The organism is Nonomuraea jabiensis (genome assembly GCF_014204795.1).
Classification (GTDB): Bacteria; Actinomycetota; Actinomycetes; order Streptosporangiales; family Streptosporangiaceae; genus Nonomuraea; species Nonomuraea jabiensis.
In genome coordinates, this window is record NZ_JACHMB010000001.1 from 8,380,287 (window position 1) to 8,406,020 (window position 25,734).

Below are 25,734 nucleotides of genomic sequence, written 5' to 3' on the forward strand. Positions count from 1 at the left end.
CCCGCGCGCATTCCCCGGCCCTGGCTCAGGGCCGGTAGAGGGCCGCCATGCGGGCGGCGGCGTCGGCGACCAGCTCCCGCAGCTCGGGCGGGTCCAGCACCTCCGCCTCCGGCCCGAACCGCAGCACCTGCGAGAACGCCACCGGCACCGACTCCACCGCCAGCCGCACCGTCCCGTCCGGCCGGAGCGAGGCGAGCGCGTCGTCGAGCGCGGCCGGGTCGGCGATGTGCCGCAGCATCCGCACGCCCTGCTCGCTGAGCCGCAGCGTGACCACGTCCCGCAGCAGCGACCGGGAGAACTCCGCCGACCGCTCCGCCCAGAAGGCGGCCAGGTCGAAGGAGGGCTCCCGGTCGAACGGCTCGGCGAGCACGGACACCGCGCCGAACCGGTGCACCCGGAAGATCAGGAACCGGGTCCCGAGCCGCGCGGCCAGATACCAGGCGCCCGCCTTGAGCACCAGCCCGTAAGGCTCCAGCGTGCGCACGTTCCCCTTGTAGACGGCCGAGACGCGGCGGTCGTTCCACACGGCCCTGGCCAGCGGAGCGAGCGCCTCCGGCGGCGGGACGTCGCCGGCGAACCAGCCGGGCGCGTCCAGGTGGAAGCGCTGCGCCGCGACGGCCGGCGCGTCCCGCAGCGCGGGGGAGAGCGCGGCGGCGGCCTTCAGCCGGGCCGTGGCCGCCACCTCCTCCAGCCCCATCTCCCGCAGCGCCGCCGGCACGCCCGACAGGAACAAAGCCTCCGCCTCGGCCCGGTCCAGCCCGGTCAGCCGCGTCCGGTAGCCGTCCAGCAGCCGGTAGCCGCCGCCCCGCCCCCGGTCGGCGTAGACGGGCACGCCCGCCTCCGACAGCGCGAGCACGTCCCGGTGCACGGTCCGCTCGGAGACCTCCAGCTCCTTGGCCAGCTCCGCCGCCGTCATCCCGCCCCGGCCCTGCAGCAGCAGGACCAGCGACATCAACCGCGAGGCGCGCACAGCGGCAGCACCACGGCGGAGGGACGGTCAGGGGAGTGGAACACCTCGACGTCGGCGGGCACCATCGCGCCGTCGCCCCCGCCGAGGGGGTCGCCGTTGCCGGGGTTGCGGGCGATCGTCGGGTACGCCCCGGCCGCCACGTGGACCCTGATCCGGTGGTCGCGCCCGAACCGGTGCGCGATCGGCCACAGGTCCACGGAGACCCGCCGTACCCCGTCGAGGGAGTCCGACGCCGTAAGGCGGCGCACGCCCTCGCACACGTTGAACGAGCGCCCGTCCGGGTGCACGTCGCACACCCGCACCACCACGTCCACGTACGGCGTGCTCGATCGCACGAACAGCTCGCCCCGCACCGGCCCGATCATCTCCACGTCCGACTCCAGTGCCGCCGAACTGTACACCAGCACGTCGCGCCGCTGTTCCAGCCGCCGCTGATCGCGCGGCCGGGAGTCGCCGAGCAGGACCGGCCCGCCGATCACCGGCGTCGGATGGGAGGGGTGGTAGCGGAACCGGTCGGGCGGGGCGTCCTGGGGCCCGTCCGTCCCCAGCCCGAACCCGTGCTGCAGGTGCCAGCGCTGCTCCCGCATCCCCGGCACCGGCCAGTCGGGGAAGTCGCGCCACTGCTCGGCCCCCGTCACGTACAGGCGTACGGGGTCGGGCCGCAGCCCGGAGCGGTCGCCCAGCAGGTGCGCGCGGAACCAGGCCAGCGCCTCGGCCATGGCGGGCCGCCCATGCCGGGTGTCGATGTGGTACCAGGGCCCGATCGTCAGGTACGGCCGCCGCCCCGCGGCCCGCATCGCCGTGTAGTCCTTGAGCTGCCACGGCAGGAAGACGTCGTACCAGCCGCCCAGCATGGTGACGGCCGCGTCCACCTCGCCCACCTTCGGCGAGAAGTCACGTTTGTCCCAGTAGGGGACGTCCGGGTGGGCGTGGTGCATGAGCAGGTCCTGGTAGAACCGGAGCGGCCGCCCGGCCGAGGCCAGGTCCAGCTCGGCCACGGGGCGGCCCGACAGGACCGCCCTGCGGGTCAGCCGGGGCGCGGTCAGCACGGCGGCGCCGCCGAACCGGCGCGACATGCCGTCGGTGAGCGTGGTCCAGCTCAGCGCCGACTCCAGCGCGAACGCGCCGCCCACGTACGCCGCGTCCCTGAACTGGGAGGCGGTGATCTGCGTGGCCATGGCCTTCAGCTCGGGCCCGGCGTAGGGCGCGACGGCCCACTGCGTGTAGCCGAGGTAGGAGGGGCCGAACATCGCGAACGAGCCGCCGTACCAGGGCTGCTTGCGCAGCCAGGCGATGGTGGCCAGGCCGTCGTCGTGCTCGTCGCCGAGCGGGTCGAGCAGCCCGCCGGAGCCGAAGCCGCCACGGCAGCTCTGGATGACGACGTGGAAGCCCTGCCGCGCGAAGCCGCGGCCGAAGTACCAGCCGAACAGGCCGCGCCGGCCGTACGGGGAGCGCATCAGGATGGCGGGGGCCCGCTCGCCTCCGGCCGGGGCGTAATGGTCGGCCAGGAGTGTCACGCCGTCGGGCATCGGAACGGGAAGATCCCGCTGGAGCCGCACGCGTCTCATGTACTAACCAGTAACAGATGCCCCCGGGCCGTGACAGCCCGGGGGCACCCGTGGGCCGCTACGGGGTCGCCCGGTCCGGGCGCTCCGAGATGCGGACGGCGTTCACGATCGTGGCGCCCTGCCGGGTGGCGAAGCGCACGTTGAGCTGGCCGTCGGTGACCTTCACCGTGTACTGCCTGCTCACCGCCGTGTACGTGCCCGCCTCCAGGGCCAGGTCGAGCGCCGGGATCGCCAGCTGCCCCTCGACGAGGACGTCGAAGACCCGCTTGCCCGGCTGCGTGCTCTTCAGATCGGCGAAGTCCAGCTCGACGGTGTACGTGCCGGCGGGCACGTTGTCGAAGCGGTACTCCAGCATCTTCTCCCTGGCGGTCCTGAACAGCGCCTGGTCGGCGGTGCCCGCGATGGCCTTGGACGTGCTCGACGTGCCGGTGGAGGTGGCCACGTAGCCGTAGCTCCCCGCGGCGTACTTCTTGTCCGGCGTCCAGGTGTCACCGGCGCTGTCGACCACGTTCTTCGTGGCGCCCGTGTCGATGGCGACCTGCAGCTTCGGCACCACGACCGACACCTTGATCTCGATGGTCGGCTGCCGGCCGCTGGCCGACCGGACCAGCAGCGTGCCGGTCTTGACCGTGCCGGGCGCGACGCCGGCGCTGGAGAGCGTGGCCTTCAGCGTCACCTTCTGCCCCTTGGCCAGCTCGCCCGAGGCCGGCGTCGTGGCGAACCACGGCTCCGAGACCACCGTGTACGGCGTCGGCGAGCCCAGGTTCGTCAGCTCCAGCGTCCTCGTGCGGGTGGACCCGGCCGGCATCACCACGGTCAGCTCGCCCGCCGACGCGCTCACCTGGCCGGTGACCAGCGCCGTGTCGATCCGCGTCACCGTGGCGGGCGCGACCGTGACGGCCTTGGTGAAGGTGCCGTAGTGCTCCTTGGACACCACGACGTCGTAGTCACCGGCCAGCACCTGCCCGTAGAACGAGCCGTCCTCGCCGGTCGTGAACGTGGCCACGTCGCCCACCTTGACCGTCGCCCCGGCCAGCGGCCTGCCGTCGTTGGCGTCGGTGACCGCGCCGATGACCAGGCCGTGCCGGCTGGCCGTGAACGTCAGGCCCTGCCCCGTGGACAGCACCGGCTCCTCGTAGGAGTAGAGCATGGCGTCGGTGCCGCCCGCGTTCTCGATGCCGATGGTGGCGCTGGAGCCCTGCTCGCGCTCGCTGTCGATGTCCTTGTACCGGAAGGCGATCGAGCCGTCCTCGCCCAGCAGCGCCGAGAACGACACCCGCAGGCCGGAGGCGTTGTAGAAGGCGGCGTTGCGCCACTCCACCACGAACGTCCGGTGCGGCGCCGTGCCCGTCACCCCGGTGTAGACCCCGGCCTGGGCGTCCATGATGAGGTCGTCCCAGTACGGGTAGACCGCGTTGTTGGGCGTGGTCGTGGTCGGCAGCCGGCCGTTGCTGCCGGTGGTGACCCGGTCGGTGGCGAACGAGACGTACCCGTTCGTGCCGATCCACGCCTTGCCGTACCCCGTGCCGTAGAAGGGCACCTGGAACGGCAGCGTCACCTGCACGGCCTCGTCGTCGCCGCTCAGCGCCAGCTTCTCGGTGCCCGCCACGTACGCCTGGGCGCCGCTCTTGCAGGTGTAGCCGAAGTTGTCGCCGCGCAGCGGCAGCTCGATGTCCTTGGTCACCTCACCGGCCACCGAGACGGACGCCGTCGTGCCGCTGGAGCAGCGGGACACCGGCGTGACCTTCAGCTCGTAGTCGCCCTGCGGCAGCGTCAGGCTGTAGCGGCCCGAGGCGTCGGTCACGGCGCTCACCGGCGTGCCGGTGGCCTCCACCGTCGCGCCCGCCTCCGGCGCGCCCGCGGTGCTGACCGTGCCGGACACCACGCCGGACTGCAGCCTGGTCATGGACACGTCCGCGGTCGCGGCCTGCCCGGCCGCGATCGTGGCCGTCGCGCCCGCCTTCTCGTAGCCGAACTTCTCCGCGCTGACCTGGTAGTCGCCCGGCAGCAGGCGCGGCACGGCGTACGTGCCGTCCTGGCCGGTCGTCACCGTGCGGCTCAGCGGCCCCGAGACCGTGATCGTCACGCCCGCCACGGGCGCGCCGGCCGAGGTGACGGTGCCGCGCAGGTCGCCGAGGTCGTCGTGCGGCGCGGCCTGCACGGCGGCGTAGGTGTCGAGCCGGCCCTCGCCCCAGACGTTGTTGTCGGCCGCGGTGCCGCCGCAGCTGGTGTCGCTGACGTCGACGGCGGTGCTGTCGAGCAGCGGCCGGGTGGCCGCCACCTTGCCCTGCAGGCCGGGCGAGCCCGACCAGATCAGCGCGACCGTGGCCGCCACGTGCGGCGAGGCCATCGAGGTGCCGGTGAAGCTGCTGTAGGTGTTGCCCGGGGTCGAGGAGCGCACGTTGACGGCCGGGGCCGCGATGTTCGGCTTGATCTCGCCGTTCTCGCCCTCGCCCTTGCTGGAGCGGTTGTACAGCGCGTTGTTGATGTCGAAGCCGCCCGCGCTGTAGCTCTCGACGTACTGGCCGGGCGAGCCGCTGGTGCGGCAGGCGGGGCCCTCGTTGCCGTTGGCGAACGCCGGGAAGATCCCGGCCGCGACCCACGCCTCGACCGTCTCCTTGTACCAGGGGTCGTAGCCGTCGCCGCCCCAGGAGTTGTTGACGATGTCGGGGGCCAGGTCGGGCCGCGGGTTCTGGCCGTTCAGGTCGGTCGGCGCCAGCACCCACTGCCCGGCCGCCAGCAGGGAGGCGTCGGTGCAGGTGTTGACCTCGCAGCCCTTGGCGGCGATCCACTTGGCGCCGGGCGCGACGCCGATGCCGTTCGCGCCGACCATCGTGCCCATGGTGTGCGTGCCGTGGCCGTTGTTGTCGCACGGCGCGGCCGTCGGGCAGACATGCGCCGGGTCGAACCAGTTGTAGTCGTGCGTGAACGTGCCGTCCTGGTTCCTGCCCCGGTAGCTCTGGACCAGGTCGGGGTGGTCGAACTGGGCGCCGGAGTCGATGTGGGCGATCACGATGCCCTCGCCGCGGTTGCCCAGCTCGCTCCAGACGCGCGGGGCGTTGACCCGGTCGATGTTCCACTCGACCGCGACTTCTGATGTCGCCGAGTCCGCGACCTTGACCTTCGCCTCGGCCTTGCCGGGCGTCGGGTCCGGCAGCTTGACGGTGCGGACCGGCCGGATGCTCTCGACCTCGGCCAGCTTGGCGATCTCGCCCGCGAGCTTCGCGTCGGCGGTCACCCGTACGGCGTTGACGATCCAGTACGGCGTGTAGTCGGTGTGGCGGGAGTCGAGCAGCTTGCGCAGGCCCGCCTGGGAGGCGGCGGCCCGCTCGGTCTTGGCCTCGAAGACCAGCTCGGCCTTCGTGTCCTTGGCGACGGCCCGGCGGGCGCCGCTCAGGTCGGCCGCCCCTTTCATCCGGACCCAGAAGGTGGCCTTGTCGTCCTTGTCGAGCTGCGCCTGGACGGCAGCGTCGATCTTCGCAGGCTCCGGCGCGGCCAGCGCCGGGGCCTGCGGGACGCATAAGCCTGCGACGACGGCGATCCCGGCCAGGACCGCACGCCAGCGGGGGGTGTTGAGCACGCGACTCTCCTTCGAGTCCCTCGAGACAAGAGGTGATCTTTACGCCTCTGTCGAGAAGCGTGAAGAGATCGTGTCGGGAAAGCAAGAGGTGTCGCGAAATGTAACGTGACTGCCTGAAATGTAATCTGGTCAGCTGGTTTGTCGCCGGTAACCGACCTGCCGCATGATCGCAAGGAAGTACGCCTTGATCTCCTCGGCGCCCTCGTCGTCGGGACGGCCGATCAGATGGCCCGTCACCGCGCTGCTCAGCAGCTCCTGCACCACGTCCACGTCGAGCCCGGAGGGCAGCTCCCCGCGCTCGCGGGCCGCGGCCAGCGCCTCGCGCACCACCGCCGCCCGCCGCCCGCCGTTGGTCTCCCGGTACGTCCGCACCAGCTCGGGATAGTCGTCGACCGTGCCGAAGACCCGCCGCAGCAGCACCCGGTTGCGCGGCTCGGCGAGGTGCAGCGCCCATTCCTCGAACATGTGGTCCAGGTCGCGCCAGCCGGTGAACGCCGGGTCGTTGTCGTGCAGCGCCCACTGCAGGGTGCGCACCAGCAGCGCCGTCTTGTCGGCGTACCTGCGGTAGACCGTCGCCCTGGTCACGCCGGCCCGCTTGGCGACCTGCTCGATGCTGGTCTGCTGGGCGCCGTACTCGATGAGCAGGTCGAGCGCGGCCGCCAGGATGGCCGTGTCGGCCTCCTGGTTGCGCGGCCGTCCGGCCGGTCGCGCGGCTCGCGTGCCGGTCGTGCCGAGGTCGTCGGTGGTCATCATGCGCGGCGGGTCACCATCTTGTCGTAGAGGCGGTCCGGCAGGAGTCTATTGACCCACAGCAGCAGCCCGGCCAGGTAGCCGACGGCGTAGCGGGGCTTCGGGTCGCGCGCGGCCACGATCCGCAGGACGGCCCGGCCCACCACGCGCGGGTCCGACGCCCTGCTGCCCGGCCCGAACCCCGCCTCGGCCCGCCGCGCCATCCACTCGGCGTCGTCCGCGTACGCCCCGTGCCCCGAGATCTCCCGCAGCTCGCGCGGCGTGTCGTCGCCGAACTCGGTTTTGATGATCCCGGGCTGCACCACCACGACCCGCACCCCGAACCGCCCCACCTCCTCCCGGAGCGAGTCGGAATACCCCTCCAGCGCGTGCTTGGAGGCGTGGTACCAGGCGCCCAGCGGCAGGGCGATCTCGCCGCCGATCGAGGAGACGTTGACGATCGTGCCGGAGCGGCGCTCGCGCATGTGCGGCAGGACGAGCTGGGTCAGCCGGGCCAGGCCGAACAGGTTGACCTCGAACACCTGCCGCGCCCGCTCCATCGGCACGTCCTCGGCGGCGCCGTACACGGACGTGCCCGCGTTGTTCACCAGCACGTCGATGCGCCCCTGCGCGTCGACGACCGTCCGCACGGCCCGCTGCAGGTCGGCGTCGCTGGTCACGTCCGCGCCGATCGCGTGGCCGCCGGCGTCGCGGAGCACGTCCATCCGCTCCACGCGGCGCGCCAGGCCGTAGACGGTGTGGCCGGCGCGCAGCAGCTCCAGCGCGGTGGCGCGGCCGATGCCGGACGACGCGCCGGTGACGAGGCAGACCCTGCCCTTGACGCCGCTCATCCCTGCCCGTCCCAGGTCACCGGGAGGCTGTGGACCCCGTAGATGAGCATGTCGGTACGGAGCGGCACCTGCTCCGGCTCGACCGCCAGCCGCAGCGACGGGAAGCGCCTGAACAGCGCCGGATAGCCGGCCCGCATCTCCACCCTGGCCAGCTGCTGGCCCAGGCACTGGTGCACGCCGTGGCCGAAGCCCACGTGCCCGCTGGTGTCGCGGCGCAGGTCGAGGGCGTCGGGGTCGGGGAAGCGGTCCGGGTCGCGGTTGGCGGCCGGGGTCGAGATCGTGACCGTCTCGCTGGCCCTGACCAGCTCGCCGCCCAGCTCGACGTCCTCCAGCGCGGTACGAACCAGGAAGGGGATGATCGTGAGGTAGCGCAGCAGCTCCTCCACCACCTGGTCCACCCGGCCGGGCTCCTCGCGCAGGATCGCCAGCTGGCCGGGGTGGCGCAGCAGCGCGAACGTCCCCAGGGCGAGCATGTTGGCGGTGGTGTCGAGCCCGGCCCCCAGGAGCATGAAGCCGATGTTGGCCAGCTCCTCGTCGGTGAGGTCGCTCCTGGTCAGGCCGCTGAGCATGTCGTCGGTGGGCTCGGCCCGCTTGGCCACGACGAGGTCGCGCATGCGCGCCTGCATCGACAGGAAAGTGGAGATCTTCTGCTCCTGCGTGGCGTCCGGCCGCCCGAGGGCGGCGGCCTCGGCCATGAAGTCCGCCCTCTCCTCTCCGGGAACGCCGAGCAGCTCGCAGATCACCACCGCCGGAACGGGCGCCGCGAACGCCTCCACCAGATCGGCCGGCGGTCCCTGCCGCTCCATGAGGTCGAGCCGGTGCTCGGTGATCTCCTCGATGCGCTCGGCCAGCAGCCGCATCCTGCGCACCGTGAACTCGCCGGTGAGCAGGTGGCGGTAGCGGGTCTGCTCGGGCGGGTCCATCCCGATGAACATCCCGGGCGGGCTCGGCCGGCCCGGGCTCGTGCTCTCGATGGGGACGTGCCGCAGCTCGGAGCGCGCGCTGAAGCGGCGGTCGGCCAGCACCTCGCGCACGAGCGCGTGGCTGGTAACCAGCCAGCCCAGGTGGCCGTCCGGGTAGGCCAGGCGGGTGATGGGGGCGCTGGCGCGCAGCTCGGCGAGGCCGTCGGGAGGGTCGAACGGGTTCGGCCGCGCGGTGGGGAGGGTGATCGCCTCGATCTCGGACATCCTGGGTCTCCTCTCGATCACATGAATACAGTACAGGTCTGTATTCAAACTCCCGCACTCGGGGGGTGGGTCGGCGTTGCGCGATCATGGTCCGCCGGTTAACCTGTTCGCATGCGAAGTCACGCTCAGCTCCAGAGGTGGCGCCGCTCCTAGGCGGCGCGTGTTTCGCATTCCTCAACGGACGGCCGCCCCGGATGGCGGCCTTTCGCGTGTCCGCCCCCGGGGCTCGATCATTTGACGTGGTAAAGGGGCAGGAAGTGGAGACGAGCGGATATACCACCGCCGGGGGCATCGGTGTCGAGCGCGAGGCGCGCGAGGTGGACGAGGCCGCACTCGAAGAGATCGTGACCGCGCTCGGGCACAGGCGCGGTGGCGCGTTCTCCTCGGGCATGGACTACCCGGGCCGTTACAGCCGATGGGCCTTCGGCTACGTCGACCCGTGCCTGGAGCTGGTCGCCAAGGGCCGCGTCATCTCGGCGACCGCGCTGAACGAGCGCGGCAGGGTCGTGCTGCCCGCCGTCGCCTCCTGCCTGCTGGCCGCCGGCAAGCCGGTCGCCGAGCCGACGCCGGACCACGTCGAGGTCTACGTCCCCGAGTCGGAGGACCTGCTGCCGGAGGAGATGCGCAGCCGCCGGCCCACCGTGTTCACCGCGATCCGCGAGGTCATCGCCGCCTTCAAGGGCGACGACGCGCACCTCGGCCTGTACGGCGCGTTCGGCTACGACCTGGCCTTCCAGTTCGAGCCCATCAGGCAGGAGCTCGTCCGCCCCGACGACCAGCGAGACCTCGTCCTCCACCTGCCCGACCGCATCGTCGTGATCGACCGGCAGCGCGAGTCCAGCATCGAATACCGCTACGAGTTCACCGTCGACGGCGCCACCACCCGCGGCCTGGAGCGCACCGGCGCCACCGCCGAGCCCGTCACCCCCGGCGAGCTGCCCGACAACCCCGTGAAGGGCACCTACGCCAAGGTCGTGGCGGCCGCCAAGGAGCGGTTCAAGCGCGGCGACCTGTTCGAGGTCGTGCCCGGCCAGGTCTTCCACGCCGCCTGCGCCGACCCGTCGGCCTTCTACCGCAGCCTGCGCCAGAGCAACCCGGCGCCGTACGAGTTCATCATCAGCCTCGGCGAGGGCGAGCACCTGGTCGGCGCCTCGCCCGAGATGTACGTCCGGGTCAGCGGCGACCGCGTCGAGACCTGCCCCATCTCCGGCACCATCGCCCGCGGCAGCAACCCGGTCGAGGACGCCGAGGCCATCCGCACCCTCCTGTCCAGCGTCAAGGAGGAGTCGGAGCTGACCATGTGCACCGACGTCGACCGCAACGACAAGTCGCGCATCTGCGTCCCGGGCACGGTCAAGGTCATCGGGCGCCGCCAGATCGAGCTCTACTCCCGCCTGATCCACACGGTCGACCACATCGAGGGGCGGCTGCGGCCGGAGTTCGACGCGCTCGACGCGTTCCTCACCCACATGTGGGCCGTGACGGTCACCGGCGCGCCCAAGACGTGGGCCATGCAGTTCATCGAGGACCACGAGGCCACGACCCGCAGGTGGTACGGCGGCGCCATCGGCTTCATCGGCTTCGACGGCTCCATGAACACCGGCCTGACCCTGCGTACCGCCCAGATCAAGAACGGCGTGGCGACGGTCAGGGCCGGGGCGACGCTGCTGTTCGACTCCGACCCCGAGTCGGAGGAGCGCGAGACCGAGCTCAAGGCCAGCGCCCTGCTCGGCGCCCTGGCCGCGGTCAACCGGCCGGGCACCGTCCCGGTCCCCGAGCCCAGGCCGCAGCCGGGCCAGGGCATGAAGGTGCTGCTCGTCGACCACGAGGACTCCTTCGTCAACACGCTGGCCGACTACTTCCGCCAGGAAGGCGCCGACGTGGTGACGCTGCGCCACGGCTTCCCGAACCACATGATCGACGACATCGCGCCCGACCTGGTGGTGCTCTCGCCGGGGCCCGGCTGGCCGTCCGACTTCGGCATGTCGGCGCTGATCGACCAGATCTACGCCCGCGACCTGCCGGTCTTCGGCGTCTGCCTGGGCCTGCAGGCCATGGTCGAGCAGGCCGGGGGCACGCTGGAGCTGCTCGGCTACCCCGAGCACGGCAAGCGCGGCCAGGTCTCGCGGATCGCCGACAGCGCGCTGCTGGAGGGGCTGCCCGACGAGTTCACCGCGGCCCGCTACCACTCGCTGCACGCCAAGCAGCCCGGCGTCGTCGGCTTCGCCGCGACCGCGCTCACGCCCGACGGCAACGTCATGGCGATCGAGGACGTCGAGCGGCGCCGCTTCGCCGTGCAGTTCCACCCCGAGTCGATCCTCACGCAGGAGGGCGGCGCGGGCGCGAAGATCATCGCTAACGTGCTGCGCCTGTCCCGCAGATAACTACGGTAAAACCGCCGCGGGAGCGTGCGGAGCTCCCCTAGAGTCTCCGCATGCTCCCCGTAGACCTGCCCGGCACGGTGCGTGACGCGCTGCTCGCCCCGCTCGTCGACCACCACTGTCACGGGGTGCGGCGCGACGACCTGAGCAGAGCCGAGTTCGAGCTGCTCATCAACGACGGCGGCAGCCCGGCGCCGCCCGGCACCACCCACTTCGACGCGCCGCTCGGGGTGGCCGTGCGCCGCTGGTGCGCGCCGCTGCTCGACCTGGAGCCGCACACCCCGCCGGCCGTCTACGTCTCGCGCCGGGAGGAGCTGGGCGCGCCCGAGGTCAACCGGCGGCTGCTGGCCGGGGCCGGGGTGGTGGCGTTCCTGGTGGACACCGCGCCGGCGAGCATGAGCCCGGCAGATATGAGCCCGGCAGATATGAGCAGGGCGGACATCGACCTGCTGACCGCCACCGAGATGGGCCGCCACGGCGGGGCCGCCGCCGACGAGCTCGTACGGATCGAGCAGATCGAGCGGGACGTGGCCGAGGACGCGCCGCTGGCCGTGGACTACCTGGACGGCGTCGGCGAGCAGCTGACCGCCAGGGCCGCCCGGGCGGTCGGGCTGAAGACCGTCATCGCGTCGCTGTACGGCCTCGACTTCGACCCGGCCAGGCCCACCAGGGGAGCGGTGATCGCGGCGGCCAACCGGCGGCTGGCGGACCCCAAGCAGCCGCTGACGGACGAGGTCCTGCTGCGCCACCTGCTCTGGAGCGCGATCGACGTGGCCAGGGAGCGGGGGCTGCCCGTGCAGTTCCACACCGGTTTCGGCGGCTCGGGGCCCGACCTGCACCGCACCGACCCGGGCCGGCTGGGCGCGTTCGCCAGGATGCTGCAGCCGGCCGGCGTGCCGCTCATCCTGCTGCACTGCTACCCGTACCACCGCCAGGCCGCCTACCTCGCCGGCGTCCACCCGCACGTCTACGTGGACGTCGGCCTCGCGCTCCCGCACACCGCCGCCGCCTCGGCCAGGGTCGTGGAGGAGCTGCTGGAGCTGGCGCCGTTCCACAAGCTGCTGTTCAGCTCCGGCTGCCACGGCGTGGCCGAGACGTGCTACCTGGGCGCGCTCTACTACCGGCAGGCGCTCGGCGCGGCGCTCGGGTCGCGCCTGGCGGCGGGGGAGTGGAGCGCCGCGGACGCCGCCCGGATCGCCCACATGATCGGCTCGGGGAACGCCCGGCGCGTCTACCGCCTCTGACTCCCGGGGGGCGACTCGCGCCCGGCGGCCTCGACCTGGTTTGCTGGGGGCCGTCACAACACCCGACCTGAGCAGGGGGCTCTCCGTGGGAACTGTCGAACCCGAGGCCGAGATCACGTTCCGCAGCGACGTGGACGTGGAGCTGGTGAAGGCCGCCGCGTCGGACGCCGACGTGCTGTGGGCCGCGCGCGTCTCCACGAAGGGTGAGAGCTCTCTGGAGGAGATCGAAGCCGATCCCCAGCGTTCCAAGGGCCTCATCAACTACCTGATGCGCGACAGGCACGGCACGCCTTTCGAGCACTCTTCCATGACCTTCTACGTCAGCGCCCCGATCTTCGTTTTCCGCGAATTCATGCGGCACCGGACCTTTTCCTATAACGAGGAGTCCGGCAGGTACCGGAAGTTGACGCCGGTTTTCTACGTGCCCGGGCCCGACCGGAAGCTGGTGCAGGAAGGAAAGCCCGGCAAGTACGTGTTCCTGGACGGCACCGCCGAGCAGCACAAGCTGGTGACCGAGGCGACCCAGGAAAGCTACCGGCAGTCCTATCAGGCCTATCTGGAAATGCTGGAGGCGGGGGTGGCGCGCGAGGTGGCCCGTACGGTGCTGCCGGTGGGCCTCTACTCCTCGATGTACGCCACCTGCAACGCCCGCGCCCTGATGAACTTCCTGTCGCTGCGGGTCAAGCGCGAGGACTCCACGTTCCCGTCGTTCCCGCAGCGTGAGATCGAGATGGTCGCCGAGAAGATGGAGGCCCTGTGGGCGGAGCTCATGCCGCTGACCCACGCGGCGTTCGAGGCCAACGGGCGGGTCTGCCCCTGACCTCGGCTCAGGGCAGGCGGGACGTGGTCTCGCTGATCAGCTGAGCGAGGATCGACGCGGTCGCGGGGTGGGCGTCGAGGAGTTCGTCCAGGCGGGCCCGCCACGCGCCCGCCTCGGCGTAGATCGCGTCCGCCGCCGTGGCTGCCGCCGTGGCCGCCTCCGTGGCCGCCTGCAGCCGCCTGCAGCCGCCTGCGCGTCTCGCTCAGCCGCAACTGGTACATGCGCCCCAGGTGGTGGCCGACGGTGTCGCTGAGCCACCAGTAGGCGTCCGTGTTCGCCGCGGAGACGAAGGTCCGGGCGCCTTCCCAGGCCACGCGCCGGGGATGGAGGACTGCCATGGCGGGATGGTACGCCCCTCGCACCGGGACGGGAATGACCCGAGCGATACTCCACCGGCAAATACGATTTTTCCTCGCATTTTCCGTCCGAAATTCGCATCCAAAGAGTGATGAGGTGGTTCGCTTCGCACCGTATTGAGGAGAAACGGTTGTGACGCGTCATCAGTGGTGTAAGACTCAATTTTGAGCGCATCGGCTGTCCGGGGAGGGGCCGCGCGCTCAAGACCCGGAGCCGTCAGGGAGGTGAACGACACGACCGGAACCCGATTCCGGTCCATAGGTGGGGTTGGTAAATGTCGTTGAATCCGCGCCTGGTAAAAGAGAGTTTCTCCGTCATCGAACCGGTGGCCGACAAGGCGACGGCCTACTTCTACGGCCGGCTGTTCGCCGAGAGCCCGCATCTGCGGGGCATGTTCCCGCCCGCGATGGACGTCCAGCGGGACCGCCTGTTCAGCGCGTTGACGCGCATCGTGTGGAGCCTGGACAGCCCGGACAGCCTCGCGGCGTACCTGGGCCAGCTGGGGAGGGACCACCGCAAGTACGGCGTGATCGCCGAGCACTACACAGCCGTCGGCAACGCCCTGCTCGCCACCATCCGCCGCTTCGCCGCCGAGATCTGGAACCACGAGATTGAGGCCGCCTGGGTCGCCGCCTACACGGCGGCCGCCAATCTCATGATCGAGTCGGCCGAGTCCGACTCCGGGGTCTCGCCCGCCTGGTGGCCGGCCGAGGTCATCGACCATGAGCTGCGCCACCGCGACATCGCGGTCCTCACGTTGCGGCCGGTGGAGCGGCTGCCGTACACGCCGGGCCAGTACGTCAACGTGCAGACCGCGCGCTGGCCGCGCGTCTGGCGCACGTTCTCCATCGCGAACGCGCCGCGCGCCGACAACACGCTCAGGCTGCACGTCCGCTCGGTCCCCGGCGGCTGGGTGTCCACCACGCTCATCAGGCACACCCGCATCGGCGACACGCTCCTGCTGGGCCCGCCGATGGGGACGATGGCGCCGTGCGAGAGCAGCCTGCGCGACGTGCTGTGCGTGGCGGGCGGCACCGGCCTGGCCCCGCTGAAGGCGATCATCGAGCACATCATCGCCTCGGGCCGCCGGCCCAACATCCACCTGCTGTACGGCGCGCGCACGGTCGAGGAGCTCTACGACCTGCCCGACCTGATCAGGATGGAGTCGTCGTTCCCCTGGCTGCGGGTGCTGCCCGTGGTGTCCGGCCAGCCCGGCTACGACGGGATGCGCGGCCACCTGCCCGAGGTCGTGCAGCGCTTCCACTCCTGGGCCGAGCACGACGTGTACGTGTGCGGCCCGCCCGGCATGGTCAACGAGACCGTACGCCGCCTCCAGATCGACGGCGTGCCCCTGTCGCGCATCCACCGGGACATCGTCCAGGCCGAACGCTGACAGATCTTGACACTTCGGGTCGAAAGGTGCGAGGTGGAGGATGACACGCCAACGTGGAGGTGGACTGTGCCATCCCCCGCCAGGCGCCGAGGAATCGGCGGGCTGCTGACCCTGGTGCTCCTCCTGGCCCCGCTGCCCGCCCTGGCGTCGTCGGAGGCGGCCGTCCCGCTGACCGAGCTGGGCACCGGCGCCCGCACGGGCACTCAGGCTGGTCCTGACACCTTCCACGCGGGCACGACGGTCGTGGCCGCCCAGCAGATCGGCAGGTTCTTCGACGGCGGGGCGTCCGGCATCGCGTACGCGACCTCGCCCGACAACGGCGCGACCTGGGCCAGGGGCGTGCTGCCGGGGCTCACCACGTCCGGCGGCGGTGCGTACGGGCGGGTCAGCGACCCGTCGGTGGCCTACGACGCCCGGCACGGCGTCTGGCTGATCTCCTCGCTGGCCCTCACCGACGAGGACGGGGTCAAGGGGGCGGCGGTACTCACCAGCCGCTCCACCGACGGCGGCCTGACCTGGGGCGATCCCGTCACGACCGCCGTCGCGGGCGGGGGCGACCTGGACAAGAGCTGGGTCGTCTGCGACAACGGCGTCCGCAGCCCGTACTACGGCCGCTGCTACGCGGTCTACGACGACGTCACGGCGGGCAACGCGATCAAGGTGGCCCGCTCCTCCGACGGCGGCCTGACCTGGTCCCAGACCGACCCGTCCGCGAGCGGACAGGACGTGGCCGGGACCCGCACCTCCACGAGCGGAGAGGGCGTGGCCGGGACCGGCACATCCGCGAGTGGGCAGGGCGGGCAGCCGGTCGTGCGGCAGGACGGCGCCCTCGTCGTGCCGTACCTGAGCAACGAGGGGCAGATCCGCTCCCTGCGCTCCCGCGACGGCGGTGAGAGCTGGGGCCGCAGCGTGCTCGTCGCCACCGTGCAGCGGCACAGGGTCGCGGGCGGGCTGCGGGCCGCGCCGCTGCCCTCGGCGGAGGTGGACGCCGCCGGCACCGTGTACGTCGCCTGGTCCGACTGCCGCTTCCAGCTCAGCTGCGGCGGCAACGACATCGTCATGAGCACCTCGGCCACCGGCGCGGAGTGGAGCCACATCCTGCGCGTCACGGACGACGGCGGCGACCACTTCATCCCCGGCCTCGGCGTCGACCCCGCAGGCGCGGGCGAGACGGCCAGGCTGGCGCTCGCCTACTACCGCTACCCGACCGCCGCCTGCACGGCCGCCACCTGCCGCCTCACGGTCGGCTACACCTCCTCCACCAACGGCGGCGCGAGCTGGTCGGCCCCCGTCGAGCTGCACGGGCCGATGGAGCTCGGCTGGCTCGCCGGCTCCGCACAGGGCCGCATGGCGGGCGACTACATCTCCACCTCGGTCGTCCCCGGCGGCAACGCCCATGTGGCCTTCACCGCCGCGGCGGCACCGGCGCACGGGGCGTTCGACATGCGCACCTACACCGTCACGGGCGGGCTGCCGATCACCGGCGGCGGCCGCCCCACGCTCGCCATCGAGGCGCCGATCGCCGCCGGCGAGGAAATCCCCGGCCCACCCACCCCCGCCCGCTGAAGCGCCCGGCCCGCTCGTTGAGGCGTCCGGCCCGCCCGCTGCCCCGCCGGTGCGGAGGCGGCCGGCCCGCTAACCTCCCATGCCCTGGTGGAACGCGGCCGCGGTCTCCTCGTCGTTCGGCCAGAACGTCTCGATGGCCAGCTCGGAGACCGTCACGTCCACCGGCGTCCCGAACGTCGCGATCGTCGTGAACATCGACAGCACCCGGTCACCGGCCGCGATCCGCAGCGGCACCAGGATGTCGGCGGGGCCCGGCACGTGCGCCACGTTCAGATCCACCCCCGGATACTCGTACGAGGCCAGCTCGTCGTGGAGCGCGGCCAGCCGCGCGTCGCCCGACCCCTCGGCCTGCCTGCGCAGCTGGTAGAGCAGGTGCGCCCGGACCTCGGCCAGGTTCAGCAGCCGGCCGCCCATCGCGTCGGGGTGCAGCGAGAGCCGCATCACGTTGATCGGCTCCTTCAGCAGCTCAGCGGGCACCCCGTCCATGAACATCGCGGCCGCCGAGTTGGCCGCCACCAGGTTCCAGGCCGCGTCCACCACGACCGCCGGGTACGGCTCGTGCCCGGCCAGGATCTTGTCCAGCGCCTGCCGTACGACCTCCATCTCCGGGGCACGGACCTCGCGCTCCGGATAAACCGGAGCGAACCCGGCGGACATCAGCAGCCTGTTGCGCTGCCGCAGCGGCACGTCCAGCTCCTCGGCCAGCTTCATCACCATCTCGCGGCTCGGCCGGGCGCGCCCGGTCTCCAGGAAACTGATGTGGCGGGCCGAAACGTCGGCCTCGATGGCCAGGTCCAGCTGGCTCACCCGCCGCCGCTGCCGCCACGAACGCAACAACTCACCAAATGTCTCTTCATTGACGGCTACTGCTCCCATGCCCGGCACAGTAGCCGCTGGAGGGAAGCGTCACGATTACCTGCCGGGTAATGCGGCTTCGCGGACGGAAACTCCCCGAGACTGTCGGTCCTGCGTGGCACGATGGCCGCAGACCAACAAGGGAGCACGCCATGAGTGACACACTGCTCGCGATCGGCACCCGCAAGGGCCTCTTCCTCGCCCGTTCCACCGGCGGCGGTCCGTTCGACGTCGAGCCGATCCAGTTCTCGACGGTCGGGGTCCACTCGGTGGCGATCGACACGCGAGGCCCCTCGCCCCGGCTCCTGGCCGGGATCGAATACGGTCATTTCGGTCCGTCCGTCATGTATTCGGACGACCTCGGGAAGACCTGGAAGGAGGCGGAGCAGCCGCCCATCGCCTTCCCGGAGAAGACCGAGGCGACCCTGACCAGGGTGTGGCAGCTCGCGCCCTCGCCGTCCGAGCCGGGCGTGGTGTGGGCCGGGGTCGAGCCGGGCGCGCTGTTCCGCTCGGAGGACGGCGGCGTCACCTACCGGCTGGTCGAGGGCCTGTGGGAGCACCCGCACCGGCCGCAGTGGCAGCCGGGCGGCGGCGGCCTGTGCCTGCACACCATCGTCCCGCACCCTACCGACCCGCAGATCATGGGCGTCGCGATCTCCACCGGCGGCTTCTACCGCTCCTTCGACGGCGGGCTGTCGTGGGAGGCCGCCAACCGCAACATCCGGGCCGCGTTCCTGCCCGAGGGGGCGCAATATCCGGAGTTCGGGCAGTGCGTGCACAAGGTCGCCATGCACCCCTCCCGGCCCGAGCGGCTCTACCTCCAGCACCACTTCGGCGTCTACCGCAGCGACGACTTCGGCGGGGCCTGGCACGACATCGGCGCCGGCCTGCCGTCCGACTTCGGCTTCCCGATCGCGGTCCACCCGTCACGGCCCGACACGGTCTTCGTGCTGCCCCTGACGGCCGACATCGACCGCACCCCGGTCGGCCACCGCTACCGCGTCTTCCGCAGCGACGACGCGGGCGGCACGTGGCAGCCGTTCGGCTCGGGCCTGCCCGAGGGCCCCGTGCACGCGGCCGTGCTGCGTGACGCGATGACGGCCTCGGAGGCGGGGGTGTTCTTCGGCACGCGCGACGGCGAGGTCCACGGCTCGCGCGACGGCGGCGAGACCTGGTCACCGGTCGTCCGCCACCTGCCCGACGTGCTCACCGTGCGCGCGGCGGTGCTCTAGCCGATGGTCACCATGGTGGTCTTCGTGCTGCCGGGCATGCTGCGGCGATGGGTGAGCGGGCGCTCGGAGGTCAAGGTCTTCGCCGTGGCCGCCGACCGCGACTCACCGCCCACCCTGGGGGCGGCCCTCGACATGCTCCGGCGTACGCATCCGCTGCTGGAGGAGCGGCTGCGCGACGAATACGGGCGGATCCGCCGGCACATCAACATGATCGTGTGCGGCGAGGACGCCCAGGGGCTCGGCTACCTCGACTGCGCCCTCCCCCCGGGCGCCGAAATCTACGTCACCCCCACCCTCACCTGACCCACCCGGGCTCACCCCGGTACGCCGGCCCCACCCCCCTCATCACCCCACACCCGCTCTGGCCCACACCCGCTCTGGCCCACACCCGCCCTGGCCCGCACCCGCCCTGGCCCGCACCCGCCCTGCCTACACCTAGGTACACCGGCCCCGCCCAGGTGCGCCGTCCCTGCCCGGGGCCCCACTCAGGTGCGCCGTCACTGCACTCCAGCCGTGGCCCGCCGCTCCGCAACTCAGCGCTCCACCGCCGCACCGCCTTCGAGGGAGCGCCGCCAGAGCGCCGGGGCGGGGCGGCTGGAAGCGAGGAGGGCGCTCGAGCGCGGCCGCCGGCCGGCGCACCCCCAGGTGCTCGGATCTTGTTGTGACACGCCGTGCCGTCCCGCCGCGCCGCCGTGCCGTGTCGCCGTGCTGTCCCGTCGTGCCGTCCCGTCGCGATGCCGTGCTGCGCCGCCGTCCCGCCGCCTCACACCCGCGCTGCCGCCCCGCTCCGCGCTGCCGGGCCGCGCCGCCTCACACCCCGCACCGCCGTGCCCGCCGCCCCGCGCCGCCCGGCAGCCCCGCCGTCTCGCCGCCCCGCGCCCCACGCCCCGCGCCCACGCCGCCGTGCCGTGCCGTCGCACCGCGTCCCCCGCCTCGCCCCGCGCTGCCGCCCCGCCGTGCCGTCCCGTGCTGCGCCGCCATGCTGCGCCGCCGGTCCGTGCCGTCCCGCCGCCTCACGCCCGAGCTGCCGCCCCGCCGTGCCGCCGCTTCGCCCCGTCGCGTGCCGTCCCGCCGCTTCGTCGTGCCGCCCCGCCGCCCCACCATTGCGCTGGGCCGTGCATCTCCGCTTCGTGCATCCCCCCGTCGTGGGTGGAGGGGTGGGGCGGAGGGGTGGGGCGGCGGGGTGGGGACAGAAGTGGTAGATCTTTGGGAGACCTGACATATCGGAAAGACCTTGCGCCATGATGGGGGCGTGCGGCCGTCATCTTGACAGGCTGATGGCGGCACGGACTCCACCTTGCCCCCTGGAGATCGCATGTCCCGACCGCTGATCGGCATCACCGCCTACTTCGAAGCCGCCCGCTGGAGCGACTACGTACGCGAGGCCGTACTGTCGCCCCCCACCTACGCCAGGGCGGTCGGGCGGGCAGGGGGCGCCCCCGTGGTGCTCCCGCCGATCGGCACCCCCGCCATCGAGGACTACATCAGCGGCCTGCGGGGCATCGTCCTGGCCGGCGGCGTGGAGGTCGGCGCGGGCAACTACGGGGGCGAGCCCGACGAGCGGGTGGCCGAGCCGCAGCAGCACCGCGACCGGTTCGAGTTGGCGCTGGCCAGGGCCGCCGTCCGCGCCGACCTGCCGATCCTGGCCATCGCCAGGGGCATGCACGTGCTCAACGTCGCCCAGGGCGGCACGCTGATCCCCTGGCTGCCCGAGGTGCTCGACAGCGACCGCCACGGCGAGCCGGGCGCGACCCACACGATCCAGGTCAGCGTCTCCAGCAAGCTCGGCAAGGCCGTGGGCGATCGGGTCGAGGTCAGCGCCCCCCACCACCAGTCCGTACGCCGCCTCGGCACCGGCCTGCTGGCCGTCGCCTGGGCCGAGGACCAGATCGTCGAGGGGATCGAGTTGCAGGGGCACAGGTTCGGCGTGGGTGTTCAGTGGCATCCGGAGCGTGACGGAGATGCGCGGATCTTCGATGCGTTCATCGAGGCGGCCCGATAGGCTGCGATCATGCCGCTGCATCCTCAGGCGCGGGACTATCTCGCCCGCTACGTGCCGGACGCGGGCACCGACTTCGACGCGTTCGGCCCGGAAGAGATCCAGGAGACGCGCGCGCAGCCCGACCGGGTGGCGATCCACCGCGGCCCGCTCACCAAGCTTCCCTTCGTCCGTGACGAGCAGGCCGAGGGCGTGCCCATCAGGATCTACCGCGCCGACCCCGGCGACGGCGCGCTGCCCGTCGTGGTCTTCTTCCATGGCGGCGGCTGGGTCTACGGCGGCGTCAAACGGAGCGACCGGCTCTGCCGCGACCTGGCGATCCGCACCGGTGCGGTGGTGGTGTCCGTGGACTACCGGCTCGCCCCCGAGCACCCGTTCCCGGCCGCCGCCGACGACGCGTGGACGGTCGTGCTCGACCTGTTCGCCCGGCCGGCCTTCTACCAGGGCAACGGCGGCGTCGCGGTCGTCGGCGAGGGCGCGGGCGGCAACCTGGCCGCGGTCGCCGCCTGGCAGGCCCGTGAAGCCGGGCTGGGCCTCACCCACCAGGCGCTCGTCTGCCCGGTGCTCGACCTGGCCATGGACCTGCCCAGCCACAGCGAATACGCCAAGGGCTACGGGCTCGAGGCCACCGAGCTGGCGTGGTACGCCCGGCAGTACGCCGGTGACGCCGATCCCGCCGACCCGCGGCTGTCGCCGCTGCGGCTGCCCGACGTGGCAGGCCTGGCGCCCGCGACCGTGGTGACGGCCGAGTACGACGTGCTGAGGGACGAGGGCGAGCACTACGCCCGGCGCCTGGCGGAGTCGGGCGTGCCCGCGGACAGCCGCAGGTGGGACGGCGTCGTGCACGGCTTCTTCGGCCTGCCCGGCCTGTTCGACCAGGCCGTCGAGGCCCGCGAGTACGTCGCGGAGCGGCTGCGGGGATCATGGTGACGTACGACAAGCTCAAGCTCGACACCCCGGCCGACGGCGTCCTGCGGGTCACGATCAGCGAGCCGGGCCGGCTCAACGCCGTGGACGCGACCGCCCACCGCGAGCTGGGCGAGATCTGGCGCGACGCCGACCGGGACGACAGCGTCAGGGCCGTCGTCGTCAGGGGAGAGGGCGGGGCGTTCTCCGCGGGCGGCGACCTGTCCATGATCGAGGACATGACCCGCGACCACGCGACCAGGCTGCGCGTGTTCGCCGAGGCCCGCGACATCGTCTACAACGTGCTCAACTGCTCCAAGCCGATCGTCTCGGCCATCCAGGGGCCGGCGGTCGGCGCGGGGCTCGCCGTGGCCCTGCTGGCCGACATCTCCGTCGCGGGCCGCACGGCGCGGATCATCGACGGGCACACCAGGCTCGGCGTCGCGGCCGGCGATCACGCGGCCATCGTGTGGCCGCTGCTGTGCGGCCTGGCCAAGGCGAAATACCACCTGCTGCTGTGCGAGCCCGTCACGGGCGAGCAGGCCGAGCGGATGGGGCTGGTCAGCCTGTGCGTGGACGACGACCAGGTGCATGACAGGGCCATGGAGATCGCGGTCAGGCTCGCCTCGGGCGCTCAGGAGGCGATCAGGCTGACCAAATACTCGCTCAACAACTGGCTGCGCCTGGCCGGGCCGTCGTTCGACGCGTCACTGGCCATGGAGTTCCTCGGCTTCACCGGCCCCGACGTGGTCGAGGGCGTGCGCGCGGTGCGGGAGAAGCGGCCGCCGTCGTTCGGCTGATCCGGGGGTGTGCTTCCCCCGAGCCCGGGTAGCGGGACCTGGACGGGGCGGCCTGGTAGCCGCGCGGATGCCGAGGGCTTGTTCACCGAGGCCGAGAACGTTGCTCCGGGGACGAGGCAGAGACTCACCCCGGCTTGCGCGCACCACGGCCGCCTCCGCCGAATCTTTGCCAGGAACTTACGGGCCCCTTTATGGGCCCTTTTACGGGCGGGGCCGGCGGGCGTTGAAGACGAAGGCCGGCGGAGTGTTGCGCCACACCGTACGCCCCGCCACGACCTCCTCGAACCGCTCGGCCAGCAGCGCCCGGAACCGGCGCGCCGAGCTCAGCGGGATGGCATGAATGTAGGAGAACGTCGTGAACGCCGCACCGGGGCTCATCACCGACGTCACCGCACTCAGCAGCGCATGCTGCAACTCCTGCGGGAACGCCGCCCACGGCAACCCGCTCACCACCACGTCCGCCTGCTGCAACCCGCGCTCGGCCAGCAGCTCGCCCAGCCGCGCCGCATCGGCGTTCACCACGTCCACGGCCGGGAACCGGGCCTTCAGGAGCCGCGCCATGGGCTCGTTGACCTCCACGGCCAGGTGGTGGCCGCGGCCTCCCAGCCGCTGCTGGATCTCCTCCGTGAACGGGCCCGTGCCCGGGCCGAGCTCGACCACGGTCGGTTCGCCGCGCTCGGGGATCGGGGCGCAGACAGCCGAGGCCAGCCGCCGCGAACTGGGCGCGACCGCCCCGATCGTGGCCGGCGCCCGGAGAAACTGGCCGAGAAAAAGTGCGGTGTCGTTGGGCATGCCCCGAACCTAAGGCAAGATCGCGGGTGGACGCTCCGTCCTCCGGGCGGATCTCCGGCCACTTGGAGGAGGCGGGGTCCTCCGCGAGGAGGACCCCGCCGGCAAGCTCCATGGATACCGTGTGTCCATGCGTTGGCGTGGTGTGCCGCTGGATGTCCTGCTCGCGGTCTCAGGTGTGGGCCTGGACCTGTTGACGACGGCGCACGCGGGCGACACCAGATACCTGCCCGCCGAGATGAACCTCCCGATGGCGCTGCTGGTGGGCCTGCCCATGGGGCTCGTCCGGCGCCGGCCGGTGCCCGTCGCGCTCTACCTGGCCGGGCTGCTGGTGGTGACCGACCAGCTCGAGTCGTTCACGTCCAACACGGCGCAGATCCTGGTCTGCGTGGCGCTCGGAGTCGTGGGATACCGCTCCGGCTGGCGGGGCACTCTGCTCGCCGTGGCCGCCGCGATGGGCGCGACCGCGCTGAACATCGTCGACCCCGGCATCCCGGTCGTCATGAACACCTGGGTGTACTCGATCTTCCTGGCGGTCTTCCCGGCCGTGCTCGGGGCGTACCTGCGCGGCTCGGCGGGGCCGCTGGAGGAGCGGGACGTCACACCCGACGCGCTGCTGGCGGCCGGCGGGGTGGCGATCACCGTGCTCAGCACCTGGACCTCCTGGCACGCGGGCACCCAGCCCGTCTGGGTGGTCGGCCTGCTCGCCGTGGTCGGCGGCCTGTCGCTGGGCATCGCCCGGCGGCTGCCCGGGGTGGTGTTCCTGCTGCAGGGCGCGCTGCTCGTCTCCGCCGACACCTATCTCAACCAGGTCGTCAACACCTGCGTGATCCTCACGCTCATCGCGATCGGCGTGTTCGCGATGCGGGTGACCTCCTGGGCGTGGACGATCGTCGCCTACGCCGCCGGCTGCATGCTGACCGCGATCGCCGTCGTCGGCGAGCAGACCCAGACCACGCCGTTCCGCGTCGGGATCCTCATGACGCTGGTGGCCACGCCCATCGCCATCGGCCGCTACCTCGGCATGCGGCAGGCCGCGGCCGCCGCCGAGCGGCTGCGCGCCGAGGAGGCGGCCCGCGCGGCCGTCGCCCAGGTACGCGCCGACCAGCTCGCCGAACGCGAGCGCATCGCCCGCGACGTGCACGACATCGTGGCCCACCACGTGGGCGCCATGGTCCTGCGGGCCAGCGCCGCCCGCTACACCGCCCCCGACGGCCCCGTCGCCGACGCGCTCAGCGACATCCGCGAGACGGGACACCAGGTGCTGCAGGACCTGCGTGACCTGCTCGACCTGCTGCGCGACCCCGAACGCCAGCCCGACCTGCTGGCCAACCCCGCCGACGTGGTCCGCGAGTCCGCCGAACGCATGGCCGCCGCCGGGCTCGTCGTCGACCTCGAACTCGACCCCGCCACCGACCGGGCGCCCCTCATCGCCCGGGCCTCCGCCGCCCGCATCGTCCAGGAAGGACTCACGAACGTGCTCAAACACGCCGGCCCCGGCACCCGGGTCCGGGTCAGCGTCACCCCCTCGGCGGAGGGGCTGTCCGTACGGATCCGCAACGGCCGCCCGCCCACCGTGGTCGAGCGCCTGCCCTCGTCCGGGCGCGGCCTGGCCGGCATGCGCGAACGCGTCCGCACCCTCGGCGGCACCCTCTCCGCCGGGCCCGACGGCGAGGGCGGCTGGCTCCTGGCCGCCAGCCTCCCGGCCAGGAGCGTCGCATGATCCGCGTGCTGGTGGCCGACGACCAGGCGCTGGTACGGGCGGGCGTGCGGATGCTGCTGCAGGCCACCGGCGACATGGAGGTCGTGGGGGAGGCCGTGGACGGGGCCGAGGCGGTCCGCCTGGCCGAGCGCCACCTGCCCGACGTGATCCTCATGGACCTGCGCATGCCCAGGGTCGACGGGCTGGAGGCGATCAAACGCGTGCTCGCGGGCCGGCCGGGCGCCCGGATCGTGGTGCTGACGACGTTCGCGGACGACGCCAACGTGTACGCGGCGCTGCGGGCCGGCGCGGTCGGATTCCTGGTCAAGGACGACGAACCGGAGCGCATGGTCGACGCCGTACGCCGGGCGGCGGCCGGGGAGCAGCTCCTGGCGCCGTCGGTGCTGCGGCGGGTCGTGGAGCGGTTCCTGGACGCCGAGGAGCAGGCCGCCGCGCCCCCGCCCGCCGGGTTGACCGAACGCGAGCTGGAGGTGCTCGCCCTGGTCGGCACCGGGCTGTCCAACGCGGAGATCGCGGAGGAACTGCACGTGGGCGTGACGACGGTCAAGACCCACATCGCGGCGGCCATGGAGAAGCTGGGCCTGCGTAACCGCATCCAGGCCGCCGTCGTGGCCCACCGCACCGGCCTCGTGGACGCCTCCTTCCGCCCGGTACGCCTGCCGCGCCCCTGACCCCGCCCCCTGACCCCGCGCCCCTGACCCCGCCCCCTGACCCCGCCCCCTGACCCCGCCTCACTCGTCCGCCGGACGGGGGACGGCCGCTCATCCTCCGGGCGGACCGGCCC

At 72.4% G+C, this 25,734-nt stretch carries 20 protein-coding genes; 12 read left to right on the forward strand and 8 right to left on the reverse strand.

The window, feature by feature from the left end; genetic code table 11:
- Positions 1–25: 25 nt before the first annotated feature.
- From HD596_RS38195 to HD596_RS38220, 6 genes are all read right to left on the reverse strand, one after another.
- The gene (locus HD596_RS38195) at positions 26–970 is read right to left on the reverse strand and encodes a helix-turn-helix transcriptional regulator (protein ID WP_185074334.1); all 945 of its coding nucleotides are present in this window, start codon (positions 968–970) and stop codon (positions 26–28) included.
- A complete protein-coding gene (locus HD596_RS38200) occupies positions 952–2,538 on the reverse strand; it encodes a CocE/NonD family hydrolase (protein WP_185074335.1) in 1,587 nt (528 codons plus the stop codon). The genes HD596_RS38195 and HD596_RS38200 overlap by 19 nt, the downstream gene beginning before the upstream one ends.
- 58 nt (positions 2,539–2,596) lie before the next feature.
- Positions 2,597–6,118: an NIDO-like domain-containing protein gene (locus HD596_RS38205; protein WP_185074336.1), complete on the reverse strand. Its 3,522-nt coding sequence runs from the start codon at positions 6,116–6,118 to the stop codon at positions 2,597–2,599.
- Positions 6,119–6,247: 129 nt separating this feature from the next.
- Positions 6,248–6,871: a TetR/AcrR family transcriptional regulator gene (locus tag HD596_RS38210; protein ID WP_221519700.1), complete on the reverse strand. Its 624-nt coding sequence runs from the start codon at positions 6,869–6,871 to the stop codon at positions 6,248–6,250.
- Positions 6,868–7,698: an oxidoreductase gene (locus HD596_RS38215; protein ID WP_185074337.1), complete on the reverse strand. Its 831-nt coding sequence runs from the start codon at positions 7,696–7,698 to the stop codon at positions 6,868–6,870. Before HD596_RS38215 ends, HD596_RS38210 begins: the two co-directional genes overlap by 4 nt.
- The gene (locus HD596_RS38220; RefSeq protein WP_185074338.1) at positions 7,695–8,885 is read right to left on the reverse strand and encodes a cytochrome P450; all 1,191 of its coding nucleotides are present in this window, start codon (positions 8,883–8,885) and stop codon (positions 7,695–7,697) included. Before HD596_RS38220 ends, HD596_RS38215 begins: the two co-directional genes overlap by 4 nt.
- 257 nt (positions 8,886–9,142) lie before the next feature.
- Here HD596_RS38220 and HD596_RS38225 point away from each other — a divergent pair, with 257 nt between their 5' ends.
- From HD596_RS38225 to HD596_RS38245, 5 genes are all read left to right on the forward strand, one after another.
- A complete protein-coding gene (locus tag HD596_RS38225; protein WP_185074339.1) occupies positions 9,143–11,269 on the forward strand; it encodes an anthranilate synthase component I in 2,127 nt (708 codons plus the stop codon).
- A 50-nt stretch (positions 11,270–11,319) separates the two neighbouring features.
- On the forward strand, positions 11,320–12,510 hold the full coding sequence (locus HD596_RS38230; RefSeq protein ID WP_185074340.1) for an amidohydrolase family protein: 1,191 nt from the start codon (positions 11,320–11,322) through the stop codon (positions 12,508–12,510).
- A gap of 85 nt (positions 12,511–12,595) precedes the next feature.
- Positions 12,596–13,330 (forward strand): FAD-dependent thymidylate synthase, encoded by a 735-nt coding sequence (gene thyX, locus HD596_RS38235; RefSeq protein WP_185074341.1) that lies wholly within the window; start codon positions 12,596–12,598, stop codon positions 13,328–13,330.
- A gap of 631 nt (positions 13,331–13,961) precedes the next feature.
- Positions 13,962–15,080 carry a globin domain-containing protein gene (locus HD596_RS38240; protein ID WP_185074342.1) on the forward strand — a complete coding sequence of 373 codons (1,119 nt, stop codon included), beginning with the start codon at positions 13,962–13,964 and terminating at the stop codon, positions 15,078–15,080.
- Between the two features lie 66 nt (positions 15,081–15,146).
- On the forward strand, positions 15,147–16,646 hold the full coding sequence (locus tag HD596_RS38245; RefSeq protein WP_185074343.1) for a sialidase family protein: 1,500 nt from the start codon (positions 15,147–15,149) through the stop codon (positions 16,644–16,646).
- Between the two features lie 69 nt (positions 16,647–16,715).
- On the opposite strand, the gene HD596_RS38250 is transcribed toward HD596_RS38245, so the two are convergent.
- Positions 16,716–17,522 (reverse strand): helix-turn-helix domain-containing protein, encoded by an 807-nt coding sequence (locus HD596_RS38250; protein ID WP_185074344.1) that lies wholly within the window; start codon positions 17,520–17,522, stop codon positions 16,716–16,718.
- A 131-nt stretch (positions 17,523–17,653) separates the two neighbouring features.
- On the opposite strand from HD596_RS38250, the gene HD596_RS38255 reads away from it, so the two are divergent.
- From HD596_RS38255 to HD596_RS38275, 5 genes are all read left to right on the forward strand, one after another.
- Positions 17,654–18,733, forward strand: coding sequence for a WD40/YVTN/BNR-like repeat-containing protein (locus HD596_RS38255; RefSeq protein WP_185074345.1), 1,080 nt, complete (start codon positions 17,654–17,656; stop codon positions 18,731–18,733).
- Between the two features lie 3 nt (positions 18,734–18,736).
- Entirely contained in the window at positions 18,737–19,036 is a 300-nt protein-coding gene (locus HD596_RS38260) for a ubiquitin family protein (RefSeq protein ID WP_185074346.1), read from the forward strand.
- A 1,012-nt stretch (positions 19,037–20,048) separates the two neighbouring features.
- Positions 20,049–20,735, forward strand: coding sequence for a gamma-glutamyl-gamma-aminobutyrate hydrolase family protein (locus tag HD596_RS38265; protein ID WP_185074347.1), 687 nt, complete (start codon positions 20,049–20,051; stop codon positions 20,733–20,735).
- Positions 20,736–20,744: 9 nt separating this feature from the next.
- Positions 20,745–21,662, forward strand: coding sequence for an alpha/beta hydrolase (locus tag HD596_RS38270; protein ID WP_185074348.1), 918 nt, complete (start codon positions 20,745–20,747; stop codon positions 21,660–21,662).
- Positions 21,656–22,438, forward strand: coding sequence for an enoyl-CoA hydratase/isomerase family protein (locus tag HD596_RS38275; protein ID WP_185074349.1), 783 nt, complete (start codon positions 21,656–21,658; stop codon positions 22,436–22,438). The genes HD596_RS38270 and HD596_RS38275 overlap by 7 nt, the downstream gene beginning before the upstream one ends.
- A 201-nt stretch (positions 22,439–22,639) precedes the next feature.
- Here the strand turns inward: HD596_RS38275 and HD596_RS38280 are convergent, their stop codons facing one another.
- On the reverse strand, positions 22,640–23,230 hold the full coding sequence (locus HD596_RS38280) for a class I SAM-dependent methyltransferase (protein ID WP_185074350.1): 591 nt from the start codon (positions 23,228–23,230) through the stop codon (positions 22,640–22,642).
- Between the two features lie 127 nt (positions 23,231–23,357).
- Between HD596_RS38280 and HD596_RS38285 the strand changes: the two genes are divergently transcribed.
- Both HD596_RS38285 and HD596_RS38290 read left to right on the forward strand, forming a co-directional pair.
- Positions 23,358–24,950, forward strand: coding sequence for a sensor histidine kinase (locus tag HD596_RS38285; protein ID WP_246555143.1), 1,593 nt, complete (start codon positions 23,358–23,360; stop codon positions 24,948–24,950).
- A complete protein-coding gene (locus HD596_RS38290; protein WP_185074351.1) occupies positions 24,947–25,621 on the forward strand; it encodes a response regulator in 675 nt (224 codons plus the stop codon). The genes HD596_RS38285 and HD596_RS38290 overlap by 4 nt, the downstream gene beginning before the upstream one ends.
- Positions 25,622–25,734 lie beyond the last annotated feature (113 nt).

Bases quoted from the DNA above. Each gene is read 5' to 3' on its own strand.
- HD596_RS38285 (WP_246555143.1), top strand. From the start codon at position 23,358: ATGCGTTGGCGTGGTGTGCCGCTGGATGTCCTGCTCGCGGTCTCAGGT.
- HD596_RS38270 (WP_185074348.1), top strand. From the start codon at position 20,745: ATGCCGCTGCATCCTCAGGCGCGGGACTATCTCGCCCGCTACGTGCCG.
- HD596_RS38255 (WP_185074345.1), top strand. From the start codon at position 17,654: ATGAGTGACACACTGCTCGCGATCGGCACCCGCAAGGGCCTCTTCCTC.
- HD596_RS38260 (WP_185074346.1), top strand. From the start codon at position 18,737: ATGGTCACCATGGTGGTCTTCGTGCTGCCGGGCATGCTGCGGCGATGG.
- HD596_RS38290 (WP_185074351.1), top strand. From the start codon at position 24,947: ATGATCCGCGTGCTGGTGGCCGACGACCAGGCGCTGGTACGGGCGGGC.
- HD596_RS38210 (WP_221519700.1), bottom strand. From the start codon at position 6,871: ATGATGACCACCGACGACCTCGGCACGACCGGCACGCGAGCCGCGCGA.
- HD596_RS38240 (WP_185074342.1), top strand. From the start codon at position 13,962: ATGTCGTTGAATCCGCGCCTGGTAAAAGAGAGTTTCTCCGTCATCGAA.
- HD596_RS38275 (WP_185074349.1), top strand. From the start codon at position 21,656: ATGGTGACGTACGACAAGCTCAAGCTCGACACCCCGGCCGACGGCGTC.
- HD596_RS38220 (WP_185074338.1), bottom strand. From the start codon at position 8,885: ATGTCCGAGATCGAGGCGATCACCCTCCCCACCGCGCGGCCGAACCCG.
- HD596_RS38280 (WP_185074350.1), bottom strand. From the start codon at position 23,230: ATGCCCAACGACACCGCACTTTTTCTCGGCCAGTTTCTCCGGGCGCCG.
- HD596_RS38230 (WP_185074340.1), top strand. From the start codon at position 11,320: ATGCTCCCCGTAGACCTGCCCGGCACGGTGCGTGACGCGCTGCTCGCC.
- HD596_RS38265 (WP_185074347.1), top strand. From the start codon at position 20,049: ATGTCCCGACCGCTGATCGGCATCACCGCCTACTTCGAAGCCGCCCGC.
- HD596_RS38250 (WP_185074344.1), bottom strand. From the start codon at position 17,522: ATGGGAGCAGTAGCCGTCAATGAAGAGACATTTGGTGAGTTGTTGCGT.
- HD596_RS38215 (WP_185074337.1), bottom strand. From the start codon at position 7,698: ATGAGCGGCGTCAAGGGCAGGGTCTGCCTCGTCACCGGCGCGTCGTCC.
- HD596_RS38200 (WP_185074335.1), bottom strand. From the start codon at position 2,538: ATGAGACGCGTGCGGCTCCAGCGGGATCTTCCCGTTCCGATGCCCGAC.